Source organism: Myxococcus sp. AM011, from assembly GCF_013372595.1.
GTDB classification, from domain to species: domain Bacteria; phylum Myxococcota; class Myxococcia; order Myxococcales; family Myxococcaceae; genus Myxococcus; species Myxococcus eversor.
The window spans coordinates 1-22,260 of sequence record NZ_JABXEM010000056.1 but is presented as its reverse complement, the minus strand read 5'-3'; the positions used below and the strand labels follow the sequence as shown (position 1 = coordinate 22,260).

General features: G+C 68.0%; 16 protein-coding genes and 1 pseudogene. 5 read left to right on the top strand and 12 right to left on the bottom strand.

Going from position 1 to position 22,260, the window contains the following annotated elements; all coding sequences use genetic code 11:
- Positions 1-36: 36 nt before the first annotated feature.
- Together HUW62_RS14410 and HUW62_RS14405 are read right to left on the bottom strand one after the other, a co-directional pair.
- Positions 37-4,503 carry a hypothetical protein gene (locus HUW62_RS14410; protein WP_176434776.1) on the bottom strand — a complete coding sequence of 1,489 codons (4,467 nt, stop codon included), beginning with the start codon at positions 4,501-4,503 and terminating at the stop codon, positions 37-39.
- A gap of 393 nt (positions 4,504-4,896) precedes the next feature.
- Positions 4,897-5,910, bottom strand: coding sequence for an MBL fold metallo-hydrolase (locus HUW62_RS14405; protein ID WP_217911320.1), 1,014 nt, complete (start codon positions 5,908-5,910; stop codon positions 4,897-4,899).
- Positions 5,911-6,054: 144 nt separating this feature from the next.
- Here HUW62_RS14405 and HUW62_RS14400 point away from each other — a divergent pair, with 144 nt between their 5' ends.
- A complete protein-coding gene (locus tag HUW62_RS14400) occupies positions 6,055-6,978 on the top strand; it encodes a LysR family transcriptional regulator (RefSeq protein WP_176434775.1) in 924 nt (307 codons plus the stop codon).
- A 42-nt stretch (positions 6,979-7,020) separates the two neighbouring features.
- Here the strand turns inward: HUW62_RS14400 and HUW62_RS14395 are convergent, their stop codons facing one another.
- Positions 7,021-7,677, bottom strand: coding sequence for a TetR/AcrR family transcriptional regulator (locus HUW62_RS14395; protein ID WP_163861544.1), 657 nt, complete (start codon positions 7,675-7,677; stop codon positions 7,021-7,023).
- A 49-nt stretch (positions 7,678-7,726) separates the two neighbouring features.
- A complete protein-coding gene (locus tag HUW62_RS14390; protein WP_163861547.1) occupies positions 7,727-8,377 on the bottom strand; it encodes an SRPBCC family protein in 651 nt (216 codons plus the stop codon).
- 203 nt (positions 8,378-8,580) lie between these two features.
- Between HUW62_RS14390 and HUW62_RS14385 the strand changes: the two genes are divergently transcribed.
- Positions 8,581-9,777 carry an acyltransferase gene (locus HUW62_RS14385; RefSeq protein WP_176434774.1) on the top strand — a complete coding sequence of 399 codons (1,197 nt, stop codon included), beginning with the start codon at positions 8,581-8,583 and terminating at the stop codon, positions 9,775-9,777.
- Between the two features lie 33 nt (positions 9,778-9,810).
- On the opposite strand, the gene HUW62_RS14380 is transcribed toward HUW62_RS14385, so the two are convergent.
- Positions 9,811-10,530 (bottom strand): YafY family protein, encoded by a 720-nt coding sequence (locus tag HUW62_RS14380; RefSeq protein WP_176434773.1) that lies wholly within the window; start codon positions 10,528-10,530, stop codon positions 9,811-9,813.
- Positions 10,531-10,606: 76 nt separating this feature from the next.
- Here HUW62_RS14380 and HUW62_RS14375 point away from each other — a divergent pair, with 76 nt between their 5' ends.
- Both HUW62_RS14375 and HUW62_RS14370 read left to right on the top strand, forming a co-directional pair.
- A complete protein-coding gene (locus HUW62_RS14375; protein WP_176434772.1) occupies positions 10,607-11,035 on the top strand; it encodes a VOC family protein in 429 nt (142 codons plus the stop codon).
- Entirely contained in the window at positions 11,022-11,609 is a 588-nt protein-coding gene (locus tag HUW62_RS14370) for a YdeI family protein (RefSeq protein WP_163861559.1), read from the top strand. The genes HUW62_RS14375 and HUW62_RS14370 overlap by 14 nt, the downstream gene beginning before the upstream one ends.
- A gap of 34 nt (positions 11,610-11,643) precedes the next feature.
- Here the strand turns inward: HUW62_RS14370 and HUW62_RS14365 are convergent, their stop codons facing one another.
- From HUW62_RS14365 to HUW62_RS14335, 7 genes are all read right to left on the bottom strand, one after another.
- The gene (locus HUW62_RS14365) at positions 11,644-12,582 is read right to left on the bottom strand and encodes a hypothetical protein (protein ID WP_163861562.1); all 939 of its coding nucleotides are present in this window, start codon (positions 12,580-12,582) and stop codon (positions 11,644-11,646) included.
- Positions 12,579-13,607 carry a hypothetical protein gene (locus tag HUW62_RS14360; RefSeq protein ID WP_163861565.1) on the bottom strand — a complete coding sequence of 343 codons (1,029 nt, stop codon included), beginning with the start codon at positions 13,605-13,607 and terminating at the stop codon, positions 12,579-12,581. Before HUW62_RS14360 ends, HUW62_RS14365 begins: the two co-directional genes overlap by 4 nt.
- A 213-nt stretch (positions 13,608-13,820) precedes the next feature.
- Positions 13,821-15,179 carry a M57 family metalloprotease gene (locus HUW62_RS49660; RefSeq protein WP_176434771.1) on the bottom strand — a complete coding sequence of 453 codons (1,359 nt, stop codon included), beginning with the start codon at positions 15,177-15,179 and terminating at the stop codon, positions 13,821-13,823.
- Between the two features lie 187 nt (positions 15,180-15,366).
- A complete protein-coding gene (locus HUW62_RS14350; protein ID WP_176434770.1) occupies positions 15,367-15,852 on the bottom strand; it encodes a hypothetical protein in 486 nt (161 codons plus the stop codon).
- Between the two features lie 115 nt (positions 15,853-15,967).
- A complete protein-coding gene (locus HUW62_RS14345) occupies positions 15,968-17,797 on the bottom strand; it encodes a 5'-nucleotidase C-terminal domain-containing protein (protein ID WP_176434769.1) in 1,830 nt (609 codons plus the stop codon).
- Between the two features lie 95 nt (positions 17,798-17,892).
- Positions 17,893-20,688, bottom strand: coding sequence for a TonB-dependent receptor (locus tag HUW62_RS14340; RefSeq protein ID WP_176434768.1), 2,796 nt, complete (start codon positions 20,686-20,688; stop codon positions 17,893-17,895).
- 29 nt (positions 20,689-20,717) lie between these two features.
- Positions 20,718-21,686 (bottom strand): hypothetical protein, encoded by a 969-nt coding sequence (locus tag HUW62_RS14335; RefSeq protein WP_163861578.1) that lies wholly within the window; start codon positions 21,684-21,686, stop codon positions 20,718-20,720.
- 177 nt (positions 21,687-21,863) lie between these two features.
- Between HUW62_RS14335 and HUW62_RS14330 the strand changes: the two are divergent.
- Positions 21,864-22,260, top strand: a pseudogene (locus HUW62_RS14330) (PaxA); the annotation flags it as partial.

The window sequence follows — 22,260 nt, the reverse complement described above, 5'->3', positions numbered from 1 at the left end:
CGTCGCTCCGCCACCCTCGAGGAAACCAAAGAGGGACTACTGGCAGACGGTGACGCCGGAGACCGGAGTCGCCAGCTCCAGCACGTCCACCTTCATGGTGATGACCAGCGCCGAGGCCTCGTCGAACAGCGCGGAAGGCACGTTGCCCAGCCGGATGTTGAAGGTGCCGAACGGCGACAGGCCATTGCCGGCGATGGCGGAGAACGGCTGCTGGAGGTCCTGCGCGAAGAGCGTCAACACCTCGATGTCGTTGCCGAACAGGAGATGGGGCGCCCCGACGAGGAAGTCCTGGTTGAGCATCACGTAGTTCTTGAGGCCCGTCGTGGAGGGATGGGACAGCACGTCACCCCACCGCACGGGCACCGTCAGGCCCGCCTGCGAGTCCGCCGCGTTGGTGCTGCTGAAGGGGCGGACGACCTGGATGCCCAGGTTCTTGATGATGGGCATGTGGTGCTGGCAGAGCAGCGCGCCACCCTGACCTCCCACGCTGTACAGGTCCTCCGGCGTGAGGGTGATGCTCACCTCGCCCGAGCCCGCCAGGAGCGTGTTCCACAGCGTCTCCGAGCGCTCCGCGTTCGCCGCGTGCCACTGGGTGGGCATGCTGAACGCGGGGTTGGGGAAGGCGAACGCAATCGCCACGTCCTTGGGCAGCTTGTCGGTGATGCGCGCCTGGGCCAGGGCCGTCTCGACGGCGGTGACGGCCGCGAGCGCCTTGTCGGCGAGCACCGTGAAGTCATCGGACCAGTTCGCCTGCAACAGCGCGTTGATGTCCGCGTTCGTCTTCAAGCTCACCAGGGAGTTGGGGTGGCGCAAATCCAGCGTCGGGTAGAGGTACTCGGTGACGAGCCCCGTCAACGCGCGCGACTTGTCACGCAGCTCCTCGCCATCCAGGTTGCGCAGGCGCCACAGCGGCAACAGGCGCAGCAGCCGCGCCTGGTTGGCGCCATTCGTCAGGTCATCCGCCAGGGACTGGATGTCGAGCAGCTGGAGCTCAATCGCGCGCTCCACGGTGCGCAGTTGCACCAGTCGCTCCAGTCGGGCGAGCTCCTGGGTGACGAACGTCACGAAGAGCGAGCTGAAGATGTCCGGCATGCCGCTCAACTGGCAGCCCGGGCACTCCACGCTGTACTGCTGGAGCAGTCGCGACTCGGCGTTGGCGCGCAGGGCCTCCAGCTCCGCGTTCGTCACGCGCCCCTGCTCCACGTGGGCCGGCGTCGCCCCGCGCAGCTCGGTCATCACCGTGGCCATGGCCTTGCCCAGCGCCCGGGCGGCTTCGCCGGTGGGCATCAGCCGCACGCTCTTCACCGTGAGCCGGTGGGACACGTCGTCCATGCAGGAGCCCACGTCGTTCACCACCAGGAAGTAGTCGCTGTCCGCCTCCACGATGACGCCCGTGTGCGGCGACTGGAGCACCTGCACGTCGCGGATGTGGTTGCGGCTGGTGCCTCCCGGCGTCATCGCCACCAGCAGCAGGCTGCCCACCGGCGCGTCCGGGAAGGGCGTGTTCGGCAGGCGCAGGCCCATGGAGAAGCTCGCGGTGCTGCGCTGCTCGCTGCCGGAATTCTCGTTGTACGTCCCTTCGATGCCCGTCGAGCTGTTCACGCAGGCCTCGGCCGACACGTAGGCCGTCGTCCCGTTGCCGAAGAACTCCGCGCCGACCTCCGTCTTGACGCCCGCGCACAGCCGGGTCTCCACCGAGCTCTTCGCGAACATGGACAGGTTGGAGCTCTCCGCTTGATAGCCGCTGCCGGAGAAGGTGACGGTGTAGCCCCCGGGGCCCGTGAGGGCCTTGCCGTTGCCCAGGTTGATGGCGGTCGGCGCGTTGCTGGTGGGGTGGGGCAGCACCGCTCCGGAGATGGCGCAGCTCGGCGTGTAGTCGCCTGCCACCTCGAAGTTCAGCAGCTCGCCGCGCAACGCGGGGATGCCGAAGGCCTGGGGACCGCCGGCGCCACCCGGGCCCGGCTGGCGCACCGCGAGCGTGAGGATGTTGAACGTCCCACCCGGAGCGTGGCGTGCCTCATCCGCGCCGATGCTGAGCACCTGCACCGGCCCGCGCTGGATGTCCGTGCCCAGGTTCGGCGACTCGATGTCCAGCGCGGTGTTGAACGCCGCCGCGAAGTCGTTGAACTGGGTCCGCTGCAGCTCCAGGTTGTCCTGGAGGCCGACGAGGTCCGCGTTGAGGGAGTAGAACTCGTTGAGCTTGCGCGCCAGCGTGGTCCGCACCGTCTTCTGGTTGGCGGCGTTGGCCACCTCGCCGAGCACCTCGTTGATGAGCGCGGTGCGGTGCTGGGTGAACTCGTTCAGGGCCGTGGTGAGCGCGCTCTTGCGCGTCGTTACGACGTCATTGATGAAGTTGGCCTTGTACTCCTCGATGCCCGTCTTCAGCGTGTCGCGCGAGGTGCTGACGAAGAAGCCAGACTTGGCGTAGCTGTTGGAACAGGCATCCGCCTTCTCCACCATCTGTGCCCAGCGGGCCAGCGGAGCGGGAGCGCCCGCGGCGCCGCTCTTGAGCAGGGCGGGGCTGTAGGTCGTCTCGCCCGTGGCGGACAGCACCGCCTGGGTGAAGGTTGCGTGGTTTGCGTGCAGCAGGCCGAACACCGCGACCCAGCCCGCGTGGTCCTCTCCGGCCGTGTTCAGCTTGTTGGCCGCCGCCATCGCCGCCTGGAGCGAGGGGGCCTCCGGCACGGCGCCGAACAGCGCCCACAGCTCTCCCGTCTCGGTGTCCACCGTGCCGCCACCGCAGCCCTTGAAGCGGCAGCCGAGGTCGTGCAGGTAGCTGAAGTCCTCCATGCGCTGGAACAGGCCGCTGAAGCCGTCACCCAGCAGCATCAGCAGGGGAGGGCCGCTCATCGCGGGCGTCCCCGTCAGCGTCGCCTCCAGCACCGCCTGGTCCACCAGCAGGCCCGCGTTGAGCGGCTGGGCGTGCAGCGGCAGGCCATTCACGTTGAGCAGGGCGTTCTCGTAGGCGACCTTCCAGAACATGCCGAACGTCTCGCTGAGCTGCTTCATCAGCACCGGGCTGTTGAGGGCGCCGGGGAACATCTGTGCCTGCTGCACCGCGTACCAGTCGCTGATGGACTTCAGGTGGGTGCGCACGTCCTCCGCGTTGGGCACCTTGCGCTGGAGCGTGTCGTTGGGGACGTCCTCGCGGCGCAAGTCGGAGAGGGTCCGCTCGTACAGCTTCACCCACATGGCGTGGTACTTCTCGCGGTACACGTCGCCCTGGCAGACGCCCGCGGGCACCGCCGCCGCCTGGGAGGCGAGGCCCACGCAGTAGGAGACCTGGGAACGGGCGGAGATGCCCGGGACATGGGCCGACGCGAAGCGGGTGCAGGTGTCCATCGCCGCGTTGAGGGCGGTCAGGCTGACGCCGCAGCCGGTCGTGGTCGGGGCGATGAAGCCGGCGCTGCAGGTGGTGTTCGCGCTCGGGTCTGACAGATACAGGCCTCGGATGAACTGTGCCTGTGCGGGCGTGAGCTGGTGGCCGTGCAGCTCGAAGAGCAGCTTCAGGCGGGAGACGACCTCGCCGCGAAGCTGCGCGCCTCCGGCTCCTGCGGGGAGTCCCGAGGCCAGGCCCTGCTGCAGCAGACAGTCATACTTCGCGGTGACCTGGGTGGTGGTGGACTGGGCGGTGAGCGCCAGGTGGTCGCACGTGCGGCAGAACGGCTGCTGCACATAGAGCGGGGAGGCCTCGTAGTTCTTCGGGCTCATGGCGCCCCACTTCGTTGACGCGGCCTGCTTCACGGCGGACAGGGAGGTGCCGGCCGTGTGGTACAGCGGGTTCGCGTTGCACGCGGACACCACGTCATCGCCGAAGCTGTTGTGTCGGCACGTGGGGTAGATGGGCTTCGTCGTGTCGTCGCAGGAGTAGCTGCCCGTGGAGGCTCCGCAGGCTGCGTCCGCCTTGAGGATGTACGTGGGCCACTGGGTCAGCGTGTACGAGCAGGAGCCGGAGGAGGTTTCCAGCTCGCCGGCGCCGTTGTAGCTCTGGATGGTGACGAGGTTTCGGTCCGCGAGCGGGAGGCTGTTGCGCTTCGCGTTCGCCGCCGAGAGGCACTGGGTGGCGCAGTTGAAGCGGGTGACCGTCGTGCAGATTTCGATTTCAGGCGTGTGCGGCTTGGGCCTGCAAATCTCTTCCGAGTACGAGGAGCAGGAGGAGACCGTCGTATTGAAGGCCGTCGTCTTGCGGCTCTCGACGCCGAACTGGGGCAGGCGGCACGACGGATAGTTGAAGCAGGTCTTCTGCTGGTAGCCGGTGAGGGCGCCGCAGCTGCTGTTGGTGCCGGACTTGTTGCAGTCGAGTCCGTACTGCCAGGGCACCGCGCAGACGTTGGACGGGTCTCCCGCGGAGGCCCAGGCCAGGCGGGTGTCATCACACGCGCCATTGAGCGTCTGCGGGGCCGCCGACAGGGCCTCCACGTCGTTCACTTCCTCCTCGGAAGCCTCTCCGCAGGCCATCAGGGCCAGGAGGACTCCGAGACACCACGGGCTCAACGAACGCATGAAACACACTCCTCCCGTGGAGCACGCGCAGGTGCGCGGCTCCCGGGGCTGTGGGCACTTCCAGGGCGCCCTGGGTCAGGGACTGCGATGCGACTCGCGCGGGCCACGCTCGGGGAGGAGCGCGGGCCCGCGGCGGTGTCGTGAAGGCTGTCGGGGAGGGGAACGGAGCCCGCGCCGGATATTCCCGGGGACTATTCCGTTCTGGATGCGGCTGGGGTTGCCCGCGACTCGTGGGGCGGCCTCTTCGGCCTGGGGCGCTGGCACTGCCACGGGTTGACGGCCGAGAGGCGGCTCCCGGCCGTCTTGTCCATCGTCAGCGTCGCGTCGCTGTCGCAGGCACGGATGGCCTCCAACTGTTCCTGGAGGCCATCAATGCCGTCGCCCTGCTTCACCTCACTCCGCGCCGACCTTCGCCTCCGGCCACCGCTGGCCCGAGCTGTAATTGGCGGGAATCCACCGGTAGCTCCTCCCCTCCGCGCCCAGGCGACCCAGTCCGGGGAAGGGCATGTGCGCGAGGCCCAGCAGGTCTCCGCGCGCCGCGGCGTCCGCGAACACACGCGCTCGCTGGGCGGCCGCGGCGCGGTCGTCGACGTCATAGGCGACCGTCACCGAGGGCTCACGAAGCTGCACCGAGCCGAAGTGCATGAGGTCACCGAACAAGACCAGCCGCTGCCTCCGGCTCTCGATGACGTAGCTGCTGTGCCCCGGCGTATGTCCAACGGTCGCCATGACGCGGATGCCCGGGACGATGGAGTCCCCGCCGCCGAACGTCCTCAGCTTCCCGGCGACGCGGTAGGGCTCCACCATCGCTCGCGCCTCCTCGAAGTACTTCGGGTCCACGTTTCCCCTCGGCTTCTCACGCCCGAGCCAGAAGTCCGCTTCGCGCGCGTGGACCTGGAGGATGGCGTTGGGGAACGCCCGGCGCGTGTTGGACATCAGCCCGCCGGAGTGGTCGGAATGGATGTGCGTGAGCAGCACCACGTCAATCTGTTCGGGCTGGTAGCCCGCGGCTTGAATGCTCTGCTGAAGCTGGCCGCCCACGCCGGGGCCGAAGAAGCTGCCCACCCCCGTGTCCACGAGCACCAGCGCCGTGCCGGTGTTGACGAGGAACGCGTTGATGGACAACTCGACGGGGTCCTCGAGGTGGTCGCGCGCGAGCAACTCCTTCACCCGCTCCGGCGTCGTGTGCGTCGCCACATCGCGCACGACTTGTGGAACGGTTCCGTCGGACAGCGCGGTGATTTCGAAGTCGCCCAGCATCATCCGGTAGAAGCCAGGCGCTTGCGTTCGCACCTGGGGCGCGGCTGAGTGGGCGGAGGCCGGAAGCAGTGAAGCGATGGCCAGCACCAGCATCGTGAGGGCGCGTGAGACTGCGAGGAAGGCACTGCGAGGCAGGGGTCTTGTCATGGGAGAGGAGATAGCGCCCGGCCTCGTCTTGGATAAACGGGCGCTCCTCTCACACACTGTTTCACCCCAGAAACAATCAGGAGCGCGTCGCGGAGCCCTGGGGCGCACAGGATGGACGCGATATGCCGCGAGTGGAGGTGGAAGATGGACAGGTTCCTGGCCATGGAGGCCTTCGTCCGCGTGGTGGAGAGTGGCACCTTCACCAAGGCGGCCGACGCGCTGGGCCGCCCGAAGACGGCGGTGACGCGGCTCATCCAGCAACTGGAGGCGCAGCTTCGCGTGAAGCTGCTGCACCGCACCACGCGCCGGGTGACTGTCACGCCGGAGGGCATGACCTACTACCACCAGGCCCTGCGCCTGTTGGGGGAGGTGCGGGAGCTCGAATCCACGCTGTCCCAGTCACGGCGTGGCCCCCGAGGACGCCTGCGGGTGGAGTCGAGTGGAACTCTTTCCCGGCTGCTGATCGTCCCCGCGCTGTCGTCGTTCTACGCGCGCTACCCGCAGATGCACATCGAGCTGGGGGTGAGTGACCGTGTCGTGGACCTGCTCGCGGACAACGTCGACTGCGCGATTCGTGGCGGTGGCGTGAAGGACGAGTCCCTGGTGGCGCGGCACCTGGGGGACCTCTGCTATTGGTTGTGCGCGTCACCCAGATATGTCGAGCGTCACGGGCCGCCACGTCACCCGCAGGAGCTGGCGGGGCCGGCGCACGCGGTGGTCAGCTACTTCTCGTCGCTGAGTGGCAAGGAGCTCCCCTTCGTGTTCCTCCGCGACGGCGAGCGGCTGGAGGTCCAGGGACGCAGCCTGCTGACGCTCAATGAAACCAACGCATACCTGGCCGCCGGTCTGGCCGGCCTGGGCGTCATGTTCGCGCCGCGCTTCGTGGTGGAGCCGTACGTCGCCACCGGTGAGCTGGTGCAGGTGCTGGAAGGATGGCAGCCCGAATCCCGGCCCCTGTTCCTCGTCTATCCGCCCGCACGCCAGCAGGCCGCCGGACTGCGCGTTTTCATCGAGTGGACGATGGAGCTGTTCGCGAGCCGTCCGAGTCTGTGGCGCCGCGAAGGGTAGCCCTCGCGCCATGTCTTCCGGGGTGGAGGCGCTCCAGGTCGGTCATCGACGGGCGCCAGCCCCCAGCGCGACGGTCACCACCTCGGCGATGGCGACCTGCTCGAGCAGCTCGACCTTCGGAATCCCGGGGATGTTTCCCAGCACCCCCGCGGACCGCAGCGATGCGAAGCCATGGCACAGGGACAGGGCGGCGATGGCCCGGGCGACGACGGTCTCGAGTGGCAGCCCGGGATTGCCCTCGGCCACCACCTCGAACAGGGTCTGAAGGGAGCGGTCGGACGCTTCGTGGACGGACGCGAAGCGCACCCGGTCCTCGATTTCGGGCAGGAACATGATGCGGTAGTGCGAAGCGTGCTCCTTCGCGAAGGTGAGGTACGCGGCGGCGACCGCCGAGAGTCTGCCCGGCACGGTGGGCTCATGTGCCACGGCCCGTGCGACGCGCTCCGCGAGCAGGTCGTAGCCCTCGGTGGCCAGCGCCGCCAGGAGGGACTGCTTGTCGGGGAAGTGGTGGTAGGGCGCTCCGGGAGACACCCCCACGGCTCGCGCGAGGACCTGGATGGTCAGCCCGGTGACGTCGCCTTCCCGCAGGAAATCGATGGCCGCGTCCAGCAGTGCGCGGCGCAAGTCGAGGTGGTGATAGCCGCGAGGCTTCGGGGGCTTCTTGGCCACGGTCTGACGCGTCTTGGGTGTGTTCGCCACGGGGCTCCCGGTTCTCCGTGGCGAGCATAGGCCGAGGCCGCCCGCGTCGTCAGTTGGACCGCGCCGCCAGGTCGAGCGTCGACTCCGCCTTGATGTGCTCCATGCCGACCTTCATGTACCCGGCGAAGTCCTCCTCGACGAAGTCCTTGAGGATGCCCTCGGTGGGCCACCCATTGCCACGGAAGCGGTAGGTCCAGCGCAGGTGCGTCCCTGTCGAGGTCGGCGTGAAGTTGAACTCGCCGACCGCGTACTGGACGGCGCGCCGCGCCTCGTTGGTGAAGTTCCAGACGACGTACCGGAACCGTTGGCCTTCCTCGACGAGGAGCAGCTCTTCGAGAGAGGTGTTCCCGTCGCGCAGCACCACCCGCCGCCGCGCTCCCGGGCCGCCCCAGGAAGGGGAGAGGACATCGGTCCGCTCGATGCCGGCGAGCTTCTCCGTCCCCAAGAGGATGCGCTCCAGCGGAACATTCACCAACCAGGGCAACAGCCGGTCCGGAGGCACCGCGATGTCTGTCTCCACGGTGTGCGCGATGAACGGCGCCTCCATGTCCACGGCGGGCGCCACCGTCGAGCGGTGCAGCGAGTCCCGCTCCGTGGCGGAGGTCCCCGATGCATAGCCGATGGGCGTCGCACACGCGCCCAGGAGCACACCACAGGCGAGGGAGAACAAGGCGATGGCAGGCGTGTCGAGCCGCGGCATGAGGTGTCCTCGTGAGTGATTGATCTAAAATACATTTAGATGTGAAGGCATGGATTGTCAAGGCGACCCCGGGGCGTCCTGGTGGCGCCGGACGTCCAGCGGTCGGGGAATCCGGCGGAGCGAGGCTGGGTGCTCGCCCTGGCCGGAGGCAGACCGTCCAGGCGTACAGCCACCCCATGAATCCCAGGTATGGTCCACGCGTCATGACGACCGTCCCCCCGGAGCCCCTGCGGTTGTCCGCACACCTTCCCGCGCTGGATGGCCTGCGCGGCGTGGCGGTGTTGCTGGTGATTGCCTATCACTCGCTGGGCGAAATCCGGACGGCGTCCATCGGCGGCCTCTTCCAGATGGGCTGGGCGGGCGTGGACCTCTTCTTCGTCCTCTCCGGCTTCCTGATTACCCGCATCCTGCTGCAGACGCGGGATCGCGGCGGGTACTTCCGAGCCTTCTACATGCGGCGTGCGCTGCGCATCTGGCCGCTGTACTTCGTGATGTTGGCCTTCGTCTTCGGCCTCATGGGCGGGTTGCTGCCCGCCATGGCCTTCGATACCCAGCGGTATCCGTGGACGCTCTACGCGCTCTACCTCCAGAACGTCTGGTTGCCGGACTTCGGCCCACCACCGCTCAACGTGACGTGGTCGCTGGCCATCGAGGAGCAGTTCTACCTGGTGTGGCCCCTGCTGGTGTTCTTCCTGCGTCCCGGGCAACTGCGCGTCCTGCTCTGGACGCTCGTGCTGCTCTCTCCCATCGCTCGCCATGCCGCACTGTCGATGGGCGCCTCTCCCCATCTGCTCTACACCTTTCCCCTGTTCCATCTGGAGGGCCTGGCCCTCGGAGGGCTCCTGGCGCTGGGCGTGGTGGACGGCCGCTACACCGCGGAGTCCCTGGCGCGATGGGGCCGTCGCCTCGCGGCACCCGTACTGCTCATGGCCTTCGGGCTCGGCACCGTGTTCTTCAACCGTGACCACTCCATCCACACTCCCGAAGCGCTCCAAGGGATGGGTGGCCCCCTCTTTCGCGCGCTGCTGGTGTCGGGCCTGTACACGTGGGTCGCGGTGGGCTTCGCCAGCCTGTTGGGCTGGGTGCTCACCGGACGCGTCCAGGTTCTTCAACGCGTGCTTCAGTGGGGCCCGCTGCGCTTCATGGGGCAGATCAGCTATGGCCTCTACCTCTTCCATGCGTTCGTTTTTCCCGTCAGTGCGCACTACCTGAGGCCGGTGTTCTCCCGACTCATTCCATCCAGCGTCGCCGCCACCGCGCTCTCGTTTCTCTTCGAGTACGCGGTGCTGCTGGCGCTCGCCGTCCTGTCGTGGCGGTTCTTCGAGCGCCCCCTGCTGCGCCTCAAGGACCGCTTCACCCCTTCGGAAGTCACCGAAAAGGCCGTCGCCCCCACGGCCTGAGGACGGGCTGGCTTCTGGGGTGGGGCCGACCGCTCAGAGCGCGGAGAAGACATCGCCGAGCGTGGCGATCATCGACTCCGAACCACGCAACCGGAACGTCAACCCGGTGAGGCGCGCTGACTCGATGCGGTCGACGCGGAGCATGCGCACCGCCCCTCGCAGATGGTCCCAGACGAGCAGGAACCAGGCGGGCCAGCTGAGCAGGAGGTAGTGTGGCTCCACGACGCGCACGGTGCTCACGTCGTTCGCGCGGTAGGTCAGCTCCAGTGCGCGTTGCTCGAAGAACGCCTCCTGGATGGGGCGGAGCACCGCGGCCCTGGGTGCCTTCCACGTCGCGGTGACGTTCCTCGAGCTGGGGCCGATGAGAATCCTCCGGCGCAGCCCACTCACCCGAGAGCGCTCCTCCGGTGGAAACGAGGCGGAGAGCTTCTGCCTCAAGCCCTTGAGCGTGGAGAGCAGCAGGGGAGAGCCCAGTTGCTCCACGAGCGCCAGCGCGAGCATGAGGTCAAGGGCCTCCCGGGTGTCGAGCTGAACGCGTCCCAGTCCCGTCCGGGGTGGCACGCGCACGCCGCCGCCTCGCCCCGCGTCCGACTCAATAGGGACTCCGCGAGCCGCGAGCCGGGACAAGTCCCTCCGGATGGTTCGCACACAGACGTCCAGCTCCTCGGCCAGCTCCGACGCGGTCCACGAGGGTCGGGAGGCGAGGAGGCCGAGGACGCGGTCCAGGCGGTCGCTGACGGGTTCGCGTTTCAAAGGTGACTCATTCTGTCACCTTTACGGGAGACAGTCTCCAGGTCGCGAACGAACGCGGCCCCGACACGAGAGACCCATGACCTTCCTGCGCGGAATGAGCACCCTCAAGCTCTGGTCGGACGACCTGCGAGCGGCGACCCGCTGGTACTCGGAGCTGCTCGGCGTCGAGCCCTGCTTCAGCAGCGAGGCCACCGGGCGTGGGCCCGGTTCCGTCGAGTTCCGCATCGGCGACTATCAGCACGAGCTGGGCATCATCGACCGACGCTTCGCGCCCCAGGGGCTCAACACGAGCCGGGGTGGGGTGGTCGCCTACTGGCACGTCGACGACGTCGCCGGTGCGCTCGCGCGGCTGCTCGAACGGGGCGCCGAGCTCCTGGACGGCGTCACCGAACGAGGCCCTGGCTTCGTCACGGCGTCGGTCATCGACCCCTTCGGCAACGTGCTGGGCCTCATGTTCAATCGTCACTACCTCGACGTCCTCGGAGCCCGCCATGGCGCGCGCTGAGCGAGGTGCCGTCGCCGAGGCCCCGGTGAAGGCGTTCCGTGGCGTGGCGGAGTTCGAGGCGTGGCTGGAAGAGAACGGGGGTGCTCGCGCCGGGGTCTGGTTGAAGCTCGCCAAGAAGGGGACGGGCATCCCCTCGTTGACGGATGACGAGGCGGTCGACGTGGGGCTCTGCTTCGGCTGGATATCCGGCCAACGGAAGTCGCTCGACGAGCGCTTCTATCTCCAGAAGTACGTGCCGCGCCGGCCGCGCAGCCGGTGGTCCCAGGTGAATGTCCGGAAGGTGGAGGCGCTGCTCGCCGCGGGCAGGATGCGCCCCGCGGGCCTCGCCGAAGTCGCCGCCGCCCAGGCCGACGGACGCTGGTCCGCGGCCTACGCGTCGCAGCGAAACGCCACCGTCCCCGGCGACCTGACGGCGGCGTTGTCCGCGAGCCCCCGGGCCGCGCGTGCCTTCGAGGCGCTCGGCAAGACGCGGCGCTACGCACTCATCCTGGAGGTCGTGACGACCCGTACGGAGACGGGTCGCACGAACCAGGTGCGTCGCATCGTCGACTCGCTCGCGTCCGAGAAGCCTTGAGGCGCTCGGGGCGGGCGTTGGAACGAGCCGGGTCCTACTGGCGCGGCGAGTCCTGACCCACGGAGCGCCGCTCCTGAGGCAGTCGACGCTCGACGCCATCGACATCGAAGTGCCGGACAATCATGCTCGCCGTGGGCCGCGATGCTCCCGGGCCGGTCCCGGCGATGGCCGAGGGCACGAGCACCTTCTCCGCGATGTCATAGCTCGCGAACGCTTCGAAGCCGCCATCCACCACCGCGGAGGAATGGCGGATGACCACCTTCCCAGACGGCAAGCCGGAGGGCAGTCGCGCCAGGAAGCCGCTCTTGTCGCCGCTCGCGACCAGCGCCTCGAGTCGCCTGGCGTCCTCCAGGACCTTGGCGGGAATGGCGGGCCAGTAGACCCACTCGCTGACGACCCTGCCGTCATTGCTCAGCCGTGCCCAGGCAACCGAGTCCACCACGGAGAACCTTCCGACGGTCCGTTCGAGGATGGAGGCATAGCCGTCGACCTGGGGCTGCGCCGGTCGCGACTCATTCGTCGTACCGTGCGATGACAGGTACGTGTTGGCATGCACGCCACCCATCTGGTCGCCAGGGACTCCCGCCGCGCGGAAGTACTCGATGACCTGGGCATTGTGCTTGTCTGGTCCCAGCGTGTAGCGGAGGTCGGGAGGGGGCGCCAGGACACCCACGGCCTCCTTGGACGAGCCGTTGCTCGGCGTGGCGATGACCAGACCATTGCCCAGGTGGGTGGCGAAGACGCCATCGGGGCCCACCACCTTCGCGAAGCCATGTTCATCGAGCCGACGCAGGGCGACTCCAGGCGGGCCGGACAGGAAGCGGGAGCGCTCCATGGAGTGTTGGTAGCCGACCGCACCGCCCTTGTCCGTGGCGATGAGTCCTGGGGCGGGGGGCTGTGCGAGCGCCGGGCCGGTGCACAGCAACGAAAGGCACGCGCCGAGGCTCAGGGAAAGTTCGCGGACCGTCTTCATGGCAGCTCCCAGGCGTTCTGGTTGGTGGCGGGCAGCGCGTAGTTGCAAACCCATCGCGCCGAGTAGAACTGATTGCCCAAGGCGTCATTGGAATCGTTCGCGAGCTGGACCCAGCTCTCGGCCATGGAGCCCGAGGCGCGCGCGGCGGAGTTGTCCATGCCGATGACGATGTTGCAGCCACAGCCGTTGAAGCCATGTCCTCCGCCTCCTCCCGGGCAGCCGCCTCCTTCGTTCGCTGGCAGGGAGTTCATCGTCTGCACCCAGGATTCGGACGCGCGGTTGTTCTCGTTGGCCCGGTAGAACATCGCGAAGGTCGCGCCGCGGTCCGGCACGTTGGCGGTGTCCCCGCCGGCGGTCATCATGGTGGCGATGAGCTGCACGCCCGCGCTGGCGTTCACGAACGTGTGCGCCCAGAACGGAGGAAGGATGCCGTGGCTGATGTCGAGCACCACCAGGTTGGCGCCGCCATCCGTGCCGGCGCCGGCCCAGGCGCCCGACTGGGGGCTCTCTCCGAACCGGATGGGTCCCTGGGTGTAGTTGATGAGCCCGCCGAAGCGGTCCCCGGTGCTGTGAGTCACGGCCTGACGGTCCACCATGTAGCAGCAGCGCGGCGCATCGAAGGGACTGAAGCGGCAGGTGCCGGGCATTCGGGCAACACCACCCCCTGTCGCGGTGCCGGGTTGATTGCAGGTGGCTGTCGTCGTGCAAGAGACCGTCGAACAGCCATGGTCGGTGATTCCATGGCCCGTGAAGAAGGCGACCGCCCGACCCGCGCGGTCAAAGTAGGTCTGGTCCGCTCCCAGTGAGTTCCGTGCGAAGTCCACGAAGTCCGTGTCGTAGACGGCGGAGTTCGTGTAGCGCGCGCCAGTGGCCCACCTGCTGCCCGCGAAGACCATGTTCTGCATGAAGCCGTCGCCATTGGCGATGGAGTTGCCCAACTGGTCGTTGGGTCCGTAGTCATTGACGCTCTCGACGATGATGGCGTTGCTCGTCTGCGCATGGGCGTCGAGTGCGAAGACCGCCATAAGCATTCCGATTGCCAGGAACCTCGAGTGATTCCCTGGGGTCATGCGGCGCTCCCGTGTCATGGGTGTGTATCTCCGGTCGTTGGATTGGTTTGTCTTGAAGCGTCCGCACGCCCTCCGGGAGCTGCTGTCCCGGAGGGCATGTCCGAGACGAGGTCCGGTGGCGTTTCCACCACCGTCCCGCGTCTCGACCGCGAGTTGTCGATGTGGCGGCTACGGGCTGACGGAGAAGCTCCCGCCCCAGGCGCTGTAGGAGAGCGTGGTGATGCCATTGCGGGTGGTGCCCGTGTAGCTGCTCTGCCCCGGCTGGATGGTGACAGTCACATTGCCTCCGGTGGAGGGAATCGCACCCGCGTGCACCGCGGCCGCGCAGGCGTTCGAGTCATCGGTATAGAGGTCCGTGCCCCACACGACCCCGCTGCTCGTCGCCGGGCAGTTGCAGCGAATCTGCGTCCCGTTCTGCCCGCGATAGGACGTGAAGCTGACGCTCGAGCAGCTCTGCGCGGGCGGGAGCTGGAACGAGAAGCTCCCGTCCCAGGCGCTGTAGGAGAGCGTGGTGATGCCGTTGCGGGTGGTGCCCGTGTAGCTGCTCTGTCCCGGCTGGATGACGGCGACCACCGTGCCTCCGGTGGAGGGAATCGCGCCCGCGTGCACCGCGGCCGCGCAGGCGTTCGAGTCATCGGTATAGAGGTCCGTGCCCCACACCGTCCCCGAGCTCGTCGCCGGGCAGCTGCAGCGAATCTGCGTCCCGTTCTGTCCGCGATAGGACGTGAAGTTGATGCTCGAGCAACTGGGGATGGTGCCTCCGTAGAGGTAATCCAGCGCGGTGTTGTCGGAGCTGGTCCACTCACCAGTCTCGGTGGAGCGGAAGCAGGAGTTCATGATGGACCCGCCCACGACGGCCGTGGTCGGCGTCCCCGGGATGTGGATGGCGCCCACGCCCGCATCGCCCTCGTCGCCGCCGGAGCCGCAGCTGATGCTGCGATTGTAGTAGTCCGAGTGACGGAAGCCGACCGCGTGGCCCAGCTCGTGGGTGATGACGTGCTCGTTCACGTCGGCGCTGTAGCTGTTCAGGCCGGTGCCGATGTTGATGATGCCGTAGGGCAGACCGCCCGAGGGGAAGCCCGCCGAGCCGCCGGTGCCTGTCGTCGTCTGCGCGGTGATGTTCGCGGTACAGCCAGTGGCCGGGCCGCGGGCGAAGGTGATGCGGAGGCCGCGCTCATTGTAGTTGGCGATGGCCAGGTCGAGCCCCTGGCTCAGAAACGTGTAGCTGTCGAACGCGGCGGTGGAGTTGACGCAGATCTTCGTCACGCCCGTTCCGACGAGGTTCGTCGTGCGGTACTGCTCGGGGCTCTCCGAGGTGGCCTGGAGCATCTCCCGGGACGCCTCGAGCGTGACGTGCGCGTCGCGGCCTACGTAGACGGCGTCGTCGGCGATGAGGATGTCGTCGGCGGGGAAGCCGGCCTCCAGAAGGTTGGAGATGATCTCCTCGTTCTCGGCCTGTGGGTCGGCACTGCAGCCGACCAGCAAGGCGCCACAGGTCACCGCGAAGACTGCTGCCTTCTTGAACATGGGGGCTCGTTTCGCTGACAGCGAGGATGCGCCGTCCGCCTGGCAGTCCCGCCAGGACAGCGCGACGTCCCTCCGAGCATTTCCCTGTTCAAGAGTTGGAAGTTCGTAAAAACGAGACTAACTGTTGAGGTCTGGATGAATCGTGGCTCCGAGCATTGCCAGCGTGGGGCGTCGTGGGAATGTCGGTTCACGCCTTCACGCGGGTGAACTCCATCACCCAGTTGGTCTCCCAGCTCTTGCCTTCGTCGGGGGAGAACGCCTGCTCCCAGCGCGCGGTGTCCTGTCCCAGTCGAGTCCATGTGAAGCGCACGCGGATGGCGCGGCCTTCGAACGTGTCGTTCGTCTCGAACTGGCCCACGTCGCCCGAGAAGCCGCCCAGCACGGGTGGGTCGATGGTGTGGTTGCGATTGTCCACCCAGGAGATGGACCACTGCTTCGTCGCCGGGTTGTAGACGCGGAGCGCCAGACCCACGAACCCGGGCCAGAACTCGCTGCGAAGGGTCTCCTGATTTCCAAGCCCGCCAGGCAGGGGGTGCTCTTCGGCGGTGGCCTCGAACGACAGCCATTCCGTGGAACCCTTCAGTCGCTCCTTGAGCCGTCGGTTGTGGACCCGCCAGGTCCCCATGAGGAAGTCGAAGTCCCGCGCCCCGTCGTTCTGTCCCTGTGCCCGCATACCATCGGCTCCGTTCAGGATGTCGAGGGCCCACCTCGGGCCTCTGAATACGAACGGTAGAGGGCATATAGGGCGAACCCCGCCCTGATTCGGACGGGCCCGGCTTATTGTGCTCTCAGGGCTTCCCGGTGGTCTCCGCGGGGCAACCCGCCGTCGCGGTGACGTGTTGGAGGCGGCCGGACGCCGGCGCCACCAGCGGCTTCTTCTGGGTCTTCCAGTGCTCGACGAGCGCGTCGCGCAGCGTCAGCGCCTGCTTCTCGCCCAGGTCGATGCTCGCGGGCGCCAGCGTCTTGAGCACGTCCTCCAGCCCGCCACCCCCGCGCGCCAGGAAGTCCGGCATGGCCACGCGGAAGCGCTTGCTGGCCGGAAGCGGCTTGCCGTTCGGCAGGGTGACGGAGGCGAGCCGCGACACGCCGTTGCACTGCTCGACCTTCACCTTCAGCCCCGACACCTGGAAGGTGCCCTTGCGTCCGTAGGCCGCCTCCAAGAGCCGCTTCAGCTCCGCCGTGGACAGGGTGAGGACGGCGAGGGTGTTGTCGAAGGGGAGCACCTCGTAGACCGCGCCGTAGGTGAGGTCACCCGCCGGCAGGTCCGCGCGGAGGCCGCCACTGTTGAGCAGGGCCACGTCCGTCGCGGAGACCGCGCGCAGCGCATCCGCCAGCACGTTTCCGAGCGCGCTCTCCGCGTCGTAGTTGCGGCCGAGCGCCGCCGGCACACTCACCCCCAACGAGCGCTTCTGCTCCTCTTCCACGCGGGCGAACGCCTCGGTGAGCTCCGCCTCCAGCGCCGCGTCAGCCACCACCGCGCTCCCACGGAACGTCGCGGGGACGAGCCGCAGGCCCTTCGCCGCCTTCAGCTTCCGCTCGTCACACGTGCCCAGCGTCGCATCCATGCGCGCGCACACCGGGATGGAGCCCTGCAACAGCGTCCGCTCGGGAAGCACCTTGCGCGTCACCGGGTCCACGAAGAGCTCCACCAGCCCGAACGCGCGACCCCGGCCCGACGTCTCGATGACCGGTGTGCCCTTGATGAAGTGGCCCACGGGCTGATGCGTGTGCCCGGCCACCACCGCGTCCAACGTCCCCTCGGGCAGTGTCTCCAACAGCTCGATAATCTCACTGTCCCCGCGGTCGCAGGACGACGCGTCGCGAGGGTCATCCCCGCGCTTGCACACCGCGCCCGCATGCGCCACCGCGACCACGACCTCGGCCCCTCGTGCGCGCAAGGCCTTCACCGCCGCGAGCGCCGACTGCTCCAGGGCCGCGAAGCGCAGGCTCGCCACATTCACCGGATTCGTCACCTGCGGCGTGTGAGGCGTGGCCAGCCCGACGATGCCGATGCGCACCCCGCGCCGCTCCACCAGCAGAGTGCCCTCGTTGCCCAGCCACGTGGGAGCCACGCCCGTCTGCGCGTCGGTGACGTTGAACCCGAGCACCGGGAAGCGCGCCTGCTGGATTCGCGCCTTGAGCGCGCCGAACGGGTCGTCCCCTTCGAGCGCCACCGAGCGAGGCCCCACCGGCCCGTAGTCGAACTCGTGGTTGCCGAGCGCCGAGGCGTCATACTTGAGCGCGTTCATCGCGCCGATGACCACCGCGCCCTCGGTGAGGTTGGAGGCGAGCGTGCCCTGGAAGAGGTCTCCGCCGTCCAGCAGCAGCACGCCATCCGGGTTCTCCGCGCGCAGGATGGACAGATACCCCGCGAGCGTCGCCAGCCCGCCCTGCTCCACGCTGGTGCCATCCGGCAGCGTGGCCTTGGAGGGCATCACCCAGCCGTGCAGGTCGTTGGTCCCCACCACGGAGATGCGCAGGGGCTCCGGCGCGGCTTTCGCCTCGCTCGCTCGCGCGGGCACGGGCGCGGGCTCCGGCACGGACGGCGTGGAGGAAGCGCAGGCGACGAGGAGGGCGGACAGCAGCCCGAGACGGAAGGGACGGAGGGCGGAAGGCACATGCCCGTCTAGAACGTCGACCCCGCCTGATTCAAGGGCCCTCGCTTCCGGCTGTCAGACTTCCGGAAGCGAGGGCCCCACGTGCGCGGGTGTGGCTAGTTGCGCACGCGCAGCAGCAGCTCGGCCTGCATCGGGCTGCGGCGGCTGGTCGCCGTGCCGAAGCGGTTGTTCGTGGGGCGGTACTGCTCCTGCAGGAACGTGACGTCGCTGTTGTTCAGGACGTTGAACATGATGAGCGTGAGCTCCATCTTGGTCTCCTGCGTCTTCACGATGCGGTTCAGGTCGTAGCGGGCCTGGACATCGAACAGGAACTGGCTCGGTTGGCGCAGCTCGGAGACGGCCGACGGGTCATTGAAGTCCGGCAGGTTGGTGCTGGAGTTGGAGGAGTGGCCGGTGCCGCGGTCCGAACGCGCCACGCGCTGCCGGTCCACGGTGCCCTCCGTGAACATCCACATGGGCGCGCCGGTGCGGTAGTTGAACCGCACGCCGAAATCGAGCCCGAACCGCGTGGTGTACCCGATGGCGCCCTTGATGGTGTGGCGGATGTCCTCCGGCGACGGGCCCTCGAAGAAGCGCTTGAAGCGCGGATTCACGCCGTAGCCGTCGAAGTAGTCACCCACCGTGCCATTGCTGTAGGCCAGGGTGTAGCTGGCGAGCAGATCCCACGGGCCCGTCTTGCCCTGCGCCCACAGGTCCATGCCCTTGTAGTCGCGCCAGGCGTCATCCGGGTTGTGGATCTTCACGATGGTGTGATTCACGCCGTCCACGTAGTCCACCACGCGCGTGCCGGACGGATCCCAGATGCGGTTCATCTCCTCGTCCACCCACATGTTGGAGTACTTGCGGTAGGTGAGGTCGACGCCGATGACGGAGCCCTCGGTGATGGCGTGGTGCAGGCCGAGCGCCAGCTCGTCCACGTGCGGAGGCGTGTGGCTCGTCTTGTCGAAGTAGCGGCCGGAGGCCCCACCCGCCACGCTGCACTGGGCGTTGCCGACGGTGTCCGGCGCACAGTCCGCGAAGGCGCCACCGGCGAAGGTGGACCGCACCGTGAGCAGCTCCGGGTTGGCGTGCTGCGCGATGAAGACGTCGCCCACTTCGTTGGAGCGGCCGTAGTGCGCCTTGACCAGCGTGGTGCGGTTGCCGAACATGTCGTAGGTGGCGGACAGACGCGGGCCCACGCCCACCAGGTTGGTGATGAACAGGTTGTCATCGCCGTACAGGCGGCCCACGTCGGCGCGGATGCCCGCGACCAGCGTGAGGTAGCGGTTGACGTTCCAGCGGTCCTGGAGGAAGGCGCTGGAGATGAGGGTGCCGGCCTCGGTGCTCAGCGGGGCCTGCACGCCGTCGGTGTTGTAGAAGTCGAGCCGCTCGTTGCAGAACGCGAAGGTCGTCGGGTCCTCGGGATTGCACTCGCCGCCGCGGTCATTGAAGCGCTGGTTGCCAATCACCTGCGTCGTCTTGTCGCCGCTCAGGTAGCTGAACTGCAGACCCGCCTTCATCTGGTGGTTCTTGAGCTTGAAGAGCAGCGTCGGGTCGAACTGGTAGCGCCTGCGCTGCTCCGTCACGAGATTTCCCACCTCGTTGCGCAGCGCGCCGGCGTTCCGGTACGTGACGCTGTTGTAGGTGTGGGCGATATCCTGCGAGTCCTCGTTCATGGGCCCCTGCCAGATGTCCTTGTAGGTGGTGCCCGTCTGGAGCTGGAAGAGGACGTTGTCGGAGATGCTGCGGTCGTAGTTGACGATGGCGAAGAAGCCGCCGCGGTCGATCTGCGTCTCCGCCTCCGGGGAGGCGAACGTCGAGGCGACCTGGTTGGTGATGGTGTTGTTGTCGTAGTTGAACGCCAGGGACAGGCGGTCCTTCGGCGTGGGCTGCCAGGTGAGCTTCAGGCGGGCCAGGCGCGTCTGCGTGTCCGTCGTGCGGCTCTCCTCACCCAGCGGCGTGTCGCGCTTGGAGAAGTTCCACTGGCCGGAGACGTAGAACCACAGCTTGTCCTTGATGATGGGGCCGCCCACGCCCACCAGCGGGCTGTAGAAGGCCGTCTCCGACAGGGGCACTTCATTCTGCGTGTAGTTGGCCACGTTGGTGGGCTGGTTGGCCGCGCCCCGGTACTTCGCGTTGGCCCACGCCGGCGAGAGAATCATCGTCACGTCGTAGGTGAACTTGTTGGAGCCGCTCTTGCTGACGACGTTCTCGATGAGGCCCAGCGAGTTGTACTGCGCGTCGAAGCCGCCGGTGATGACCTCGAAGTTCTCCACCGCGTAGAAGCTCATCGGCGAGCTGATGCTGCCGTCCACCACGTCGGACGTGTCCATGCCGTCGATGAAGAACTTGCCGTAGCGCGACAGGCCGGCGCGCAGGCTGGGCGCGTTGCCGTTGCCCACGCCCGCCACCAACTGGGGCATGGCCTGCACCTGCGTGAAGACGGGCGAGGTCGCCGCCTTCTCCGCGTTCATCACCGCGCCCGTCTGCGCGGAGTCCGGGTTGATGATGGGGTTGACCTTCTCGACGATTTCGTAGGTGGCCACCGCCGTCTGCTCGGTGAACACCTCCAGCTTCACGTCCACCTGCGTGGCCTGGCCGAGCAGGACGGTGATGCCCGCCTTCTTGATGGGGGCGAAGCCGGGGACGTTGACCTCGAGGACGTAGCCCTCGCCCGGGGGCAGGGTGTCGAACTCGAAGCGGCCGTCCTCGCCGCTGGTGCGGGACTGGGGCAGCTGCAGCGCCGGGCCCGTCACGGTGAGGGGCACCTCGGCGAGCGGCGCGCCCGTCGGGTCATAGACGTAGCCGGCCATGCGGCCGTAGTTCTGGCCGGCGGCGAGGGCGGATACGGGGAGGGCCGCGACGAGCGCGAGCAAGAGCAGCGCGCTGCCCCGGAGGAGAGTCGTCTTCATGGAAGGGCTCTGGGGAGAAAGGGGGGGACTCACAGGGTGCTCCCCACGACGAAGAGCACGCCGGCGTACCGGGTGACGGTGGTGAGGTTCAGCTCGGTCTCGGCGCAGGCGTCGACGCACAGGCCGGTGTAGCTGGAGGCGGGCTTGGCCGCGGTCGCGGTGAAGGTGCGCAGGCGCACCACCGGCGACCAGCCTTCCTCTCCGGGGAGAGAGGAGAACAGGTACACGGGCGTCTCCGTGGCGGGCGCGCCCGTCGGCGGGCTCACAAGGACGCCGTCCATGGCCACCACGTTGCCGGCCTCATCCACCTGCACGGGACCGCCGTCCAGGTAGGCCAGCTGCAGGCCGCGGTACCAGCCGCCCTGGGAGGTGAACTCGGAGCCGCTGCGCAGCGGGTTGAGCTGCGCGGAGACGTCGATGATGGCGCGCAGGGAGATGCTCGTGGCCTCCTCGGCGGCGCCACCGAACGAGCCCTTGGTGAGCGAGGCCAGGTCCTTGATGGCGTTGCACTGCTGGGCGCCCGTGCCCGTCCAGCGCGTCACCTTCGACAGCGGCAGCACGTGGGGCGTGGTGTTGCCGGTGACAGTCAGCGGCAGCGTGGCGAAGACGGGCCACTGCACCGTCTCCGGGAAGCTGTCGTTGCGGAAGTCGAAGTCCGCCTTGCCCGTCTTGCAGCCGTCCACGAAGTCGTACGACGTGGCCACCACCCGGCTCGCCGGGAGGAAGGGACGCCCGGTCTCATCCACGGGAACGCCCGAGTTGGTGATCACGCCCCGGTCGTCCTTGCGCTCGGTGGGGACCTGACCCAGGTTGAAGAAGGGCACGCTGGTGCCCTTCGCCTTGGCCGCCGCGGGCCGGTAGACGCCGCTGACGGGCCTGAACTTGGAGTCGAGGTTCGTGGCGTCGATGACTCCCTGGTACTTGTCACCGACCTCCTCGTTCGACTCACCACACGCCACCGCACTCAGGGCTGCAGCGAGCCCGAGTACGCACTTCATTTTTGTCTGCACGGAAAAAACCTCTGGGGATGGGACGAGGTGGCGGCCCTCTAGCACGACTCTCAGGTCCTCAGGTATCAGTTGAGTGGCTTCCACGTGACAGCCCCTCGTTATGCTGGGGCAGCACGATTACATCCTGAGGAGTCGCTCCCGGCTTGTGGTATGTGCCGACTCGGCATGTTCGCGCAGCAAACCGACCCTCCCTCCACACGAATCCTCGGCTTCGCCGCCTTCTCCGTCGCCGTCCACGTTGGCATCGTGGCGGTGATGATGTTGGTGGTGAAGCCCATCGTCCTCGAGGCGGAGCAGCCCATCGAGGTGGTGCTCAACCTCGTCAAGGCGCCGCCCCCGCCGCCTCCACCGCCTCCGCCCGCGCCGAGCAGGACGACTCCGCGTCAGGTGGAGAAGAAACCCCGCACGGAGCTCCGCCAGCCGGTGGAGATCAAACCCGTCGTGGAGGTGGAGAAGCCCGTCGAGCCCGAGCCCGAGGCGCCAGAGCCCGAGGCGCCCCCGGAAGAGGGTGGCGTCGAGGGAGGCGTGGCGGGCGGGGTGGCCGGTGGCGTCGTTGGAGGGG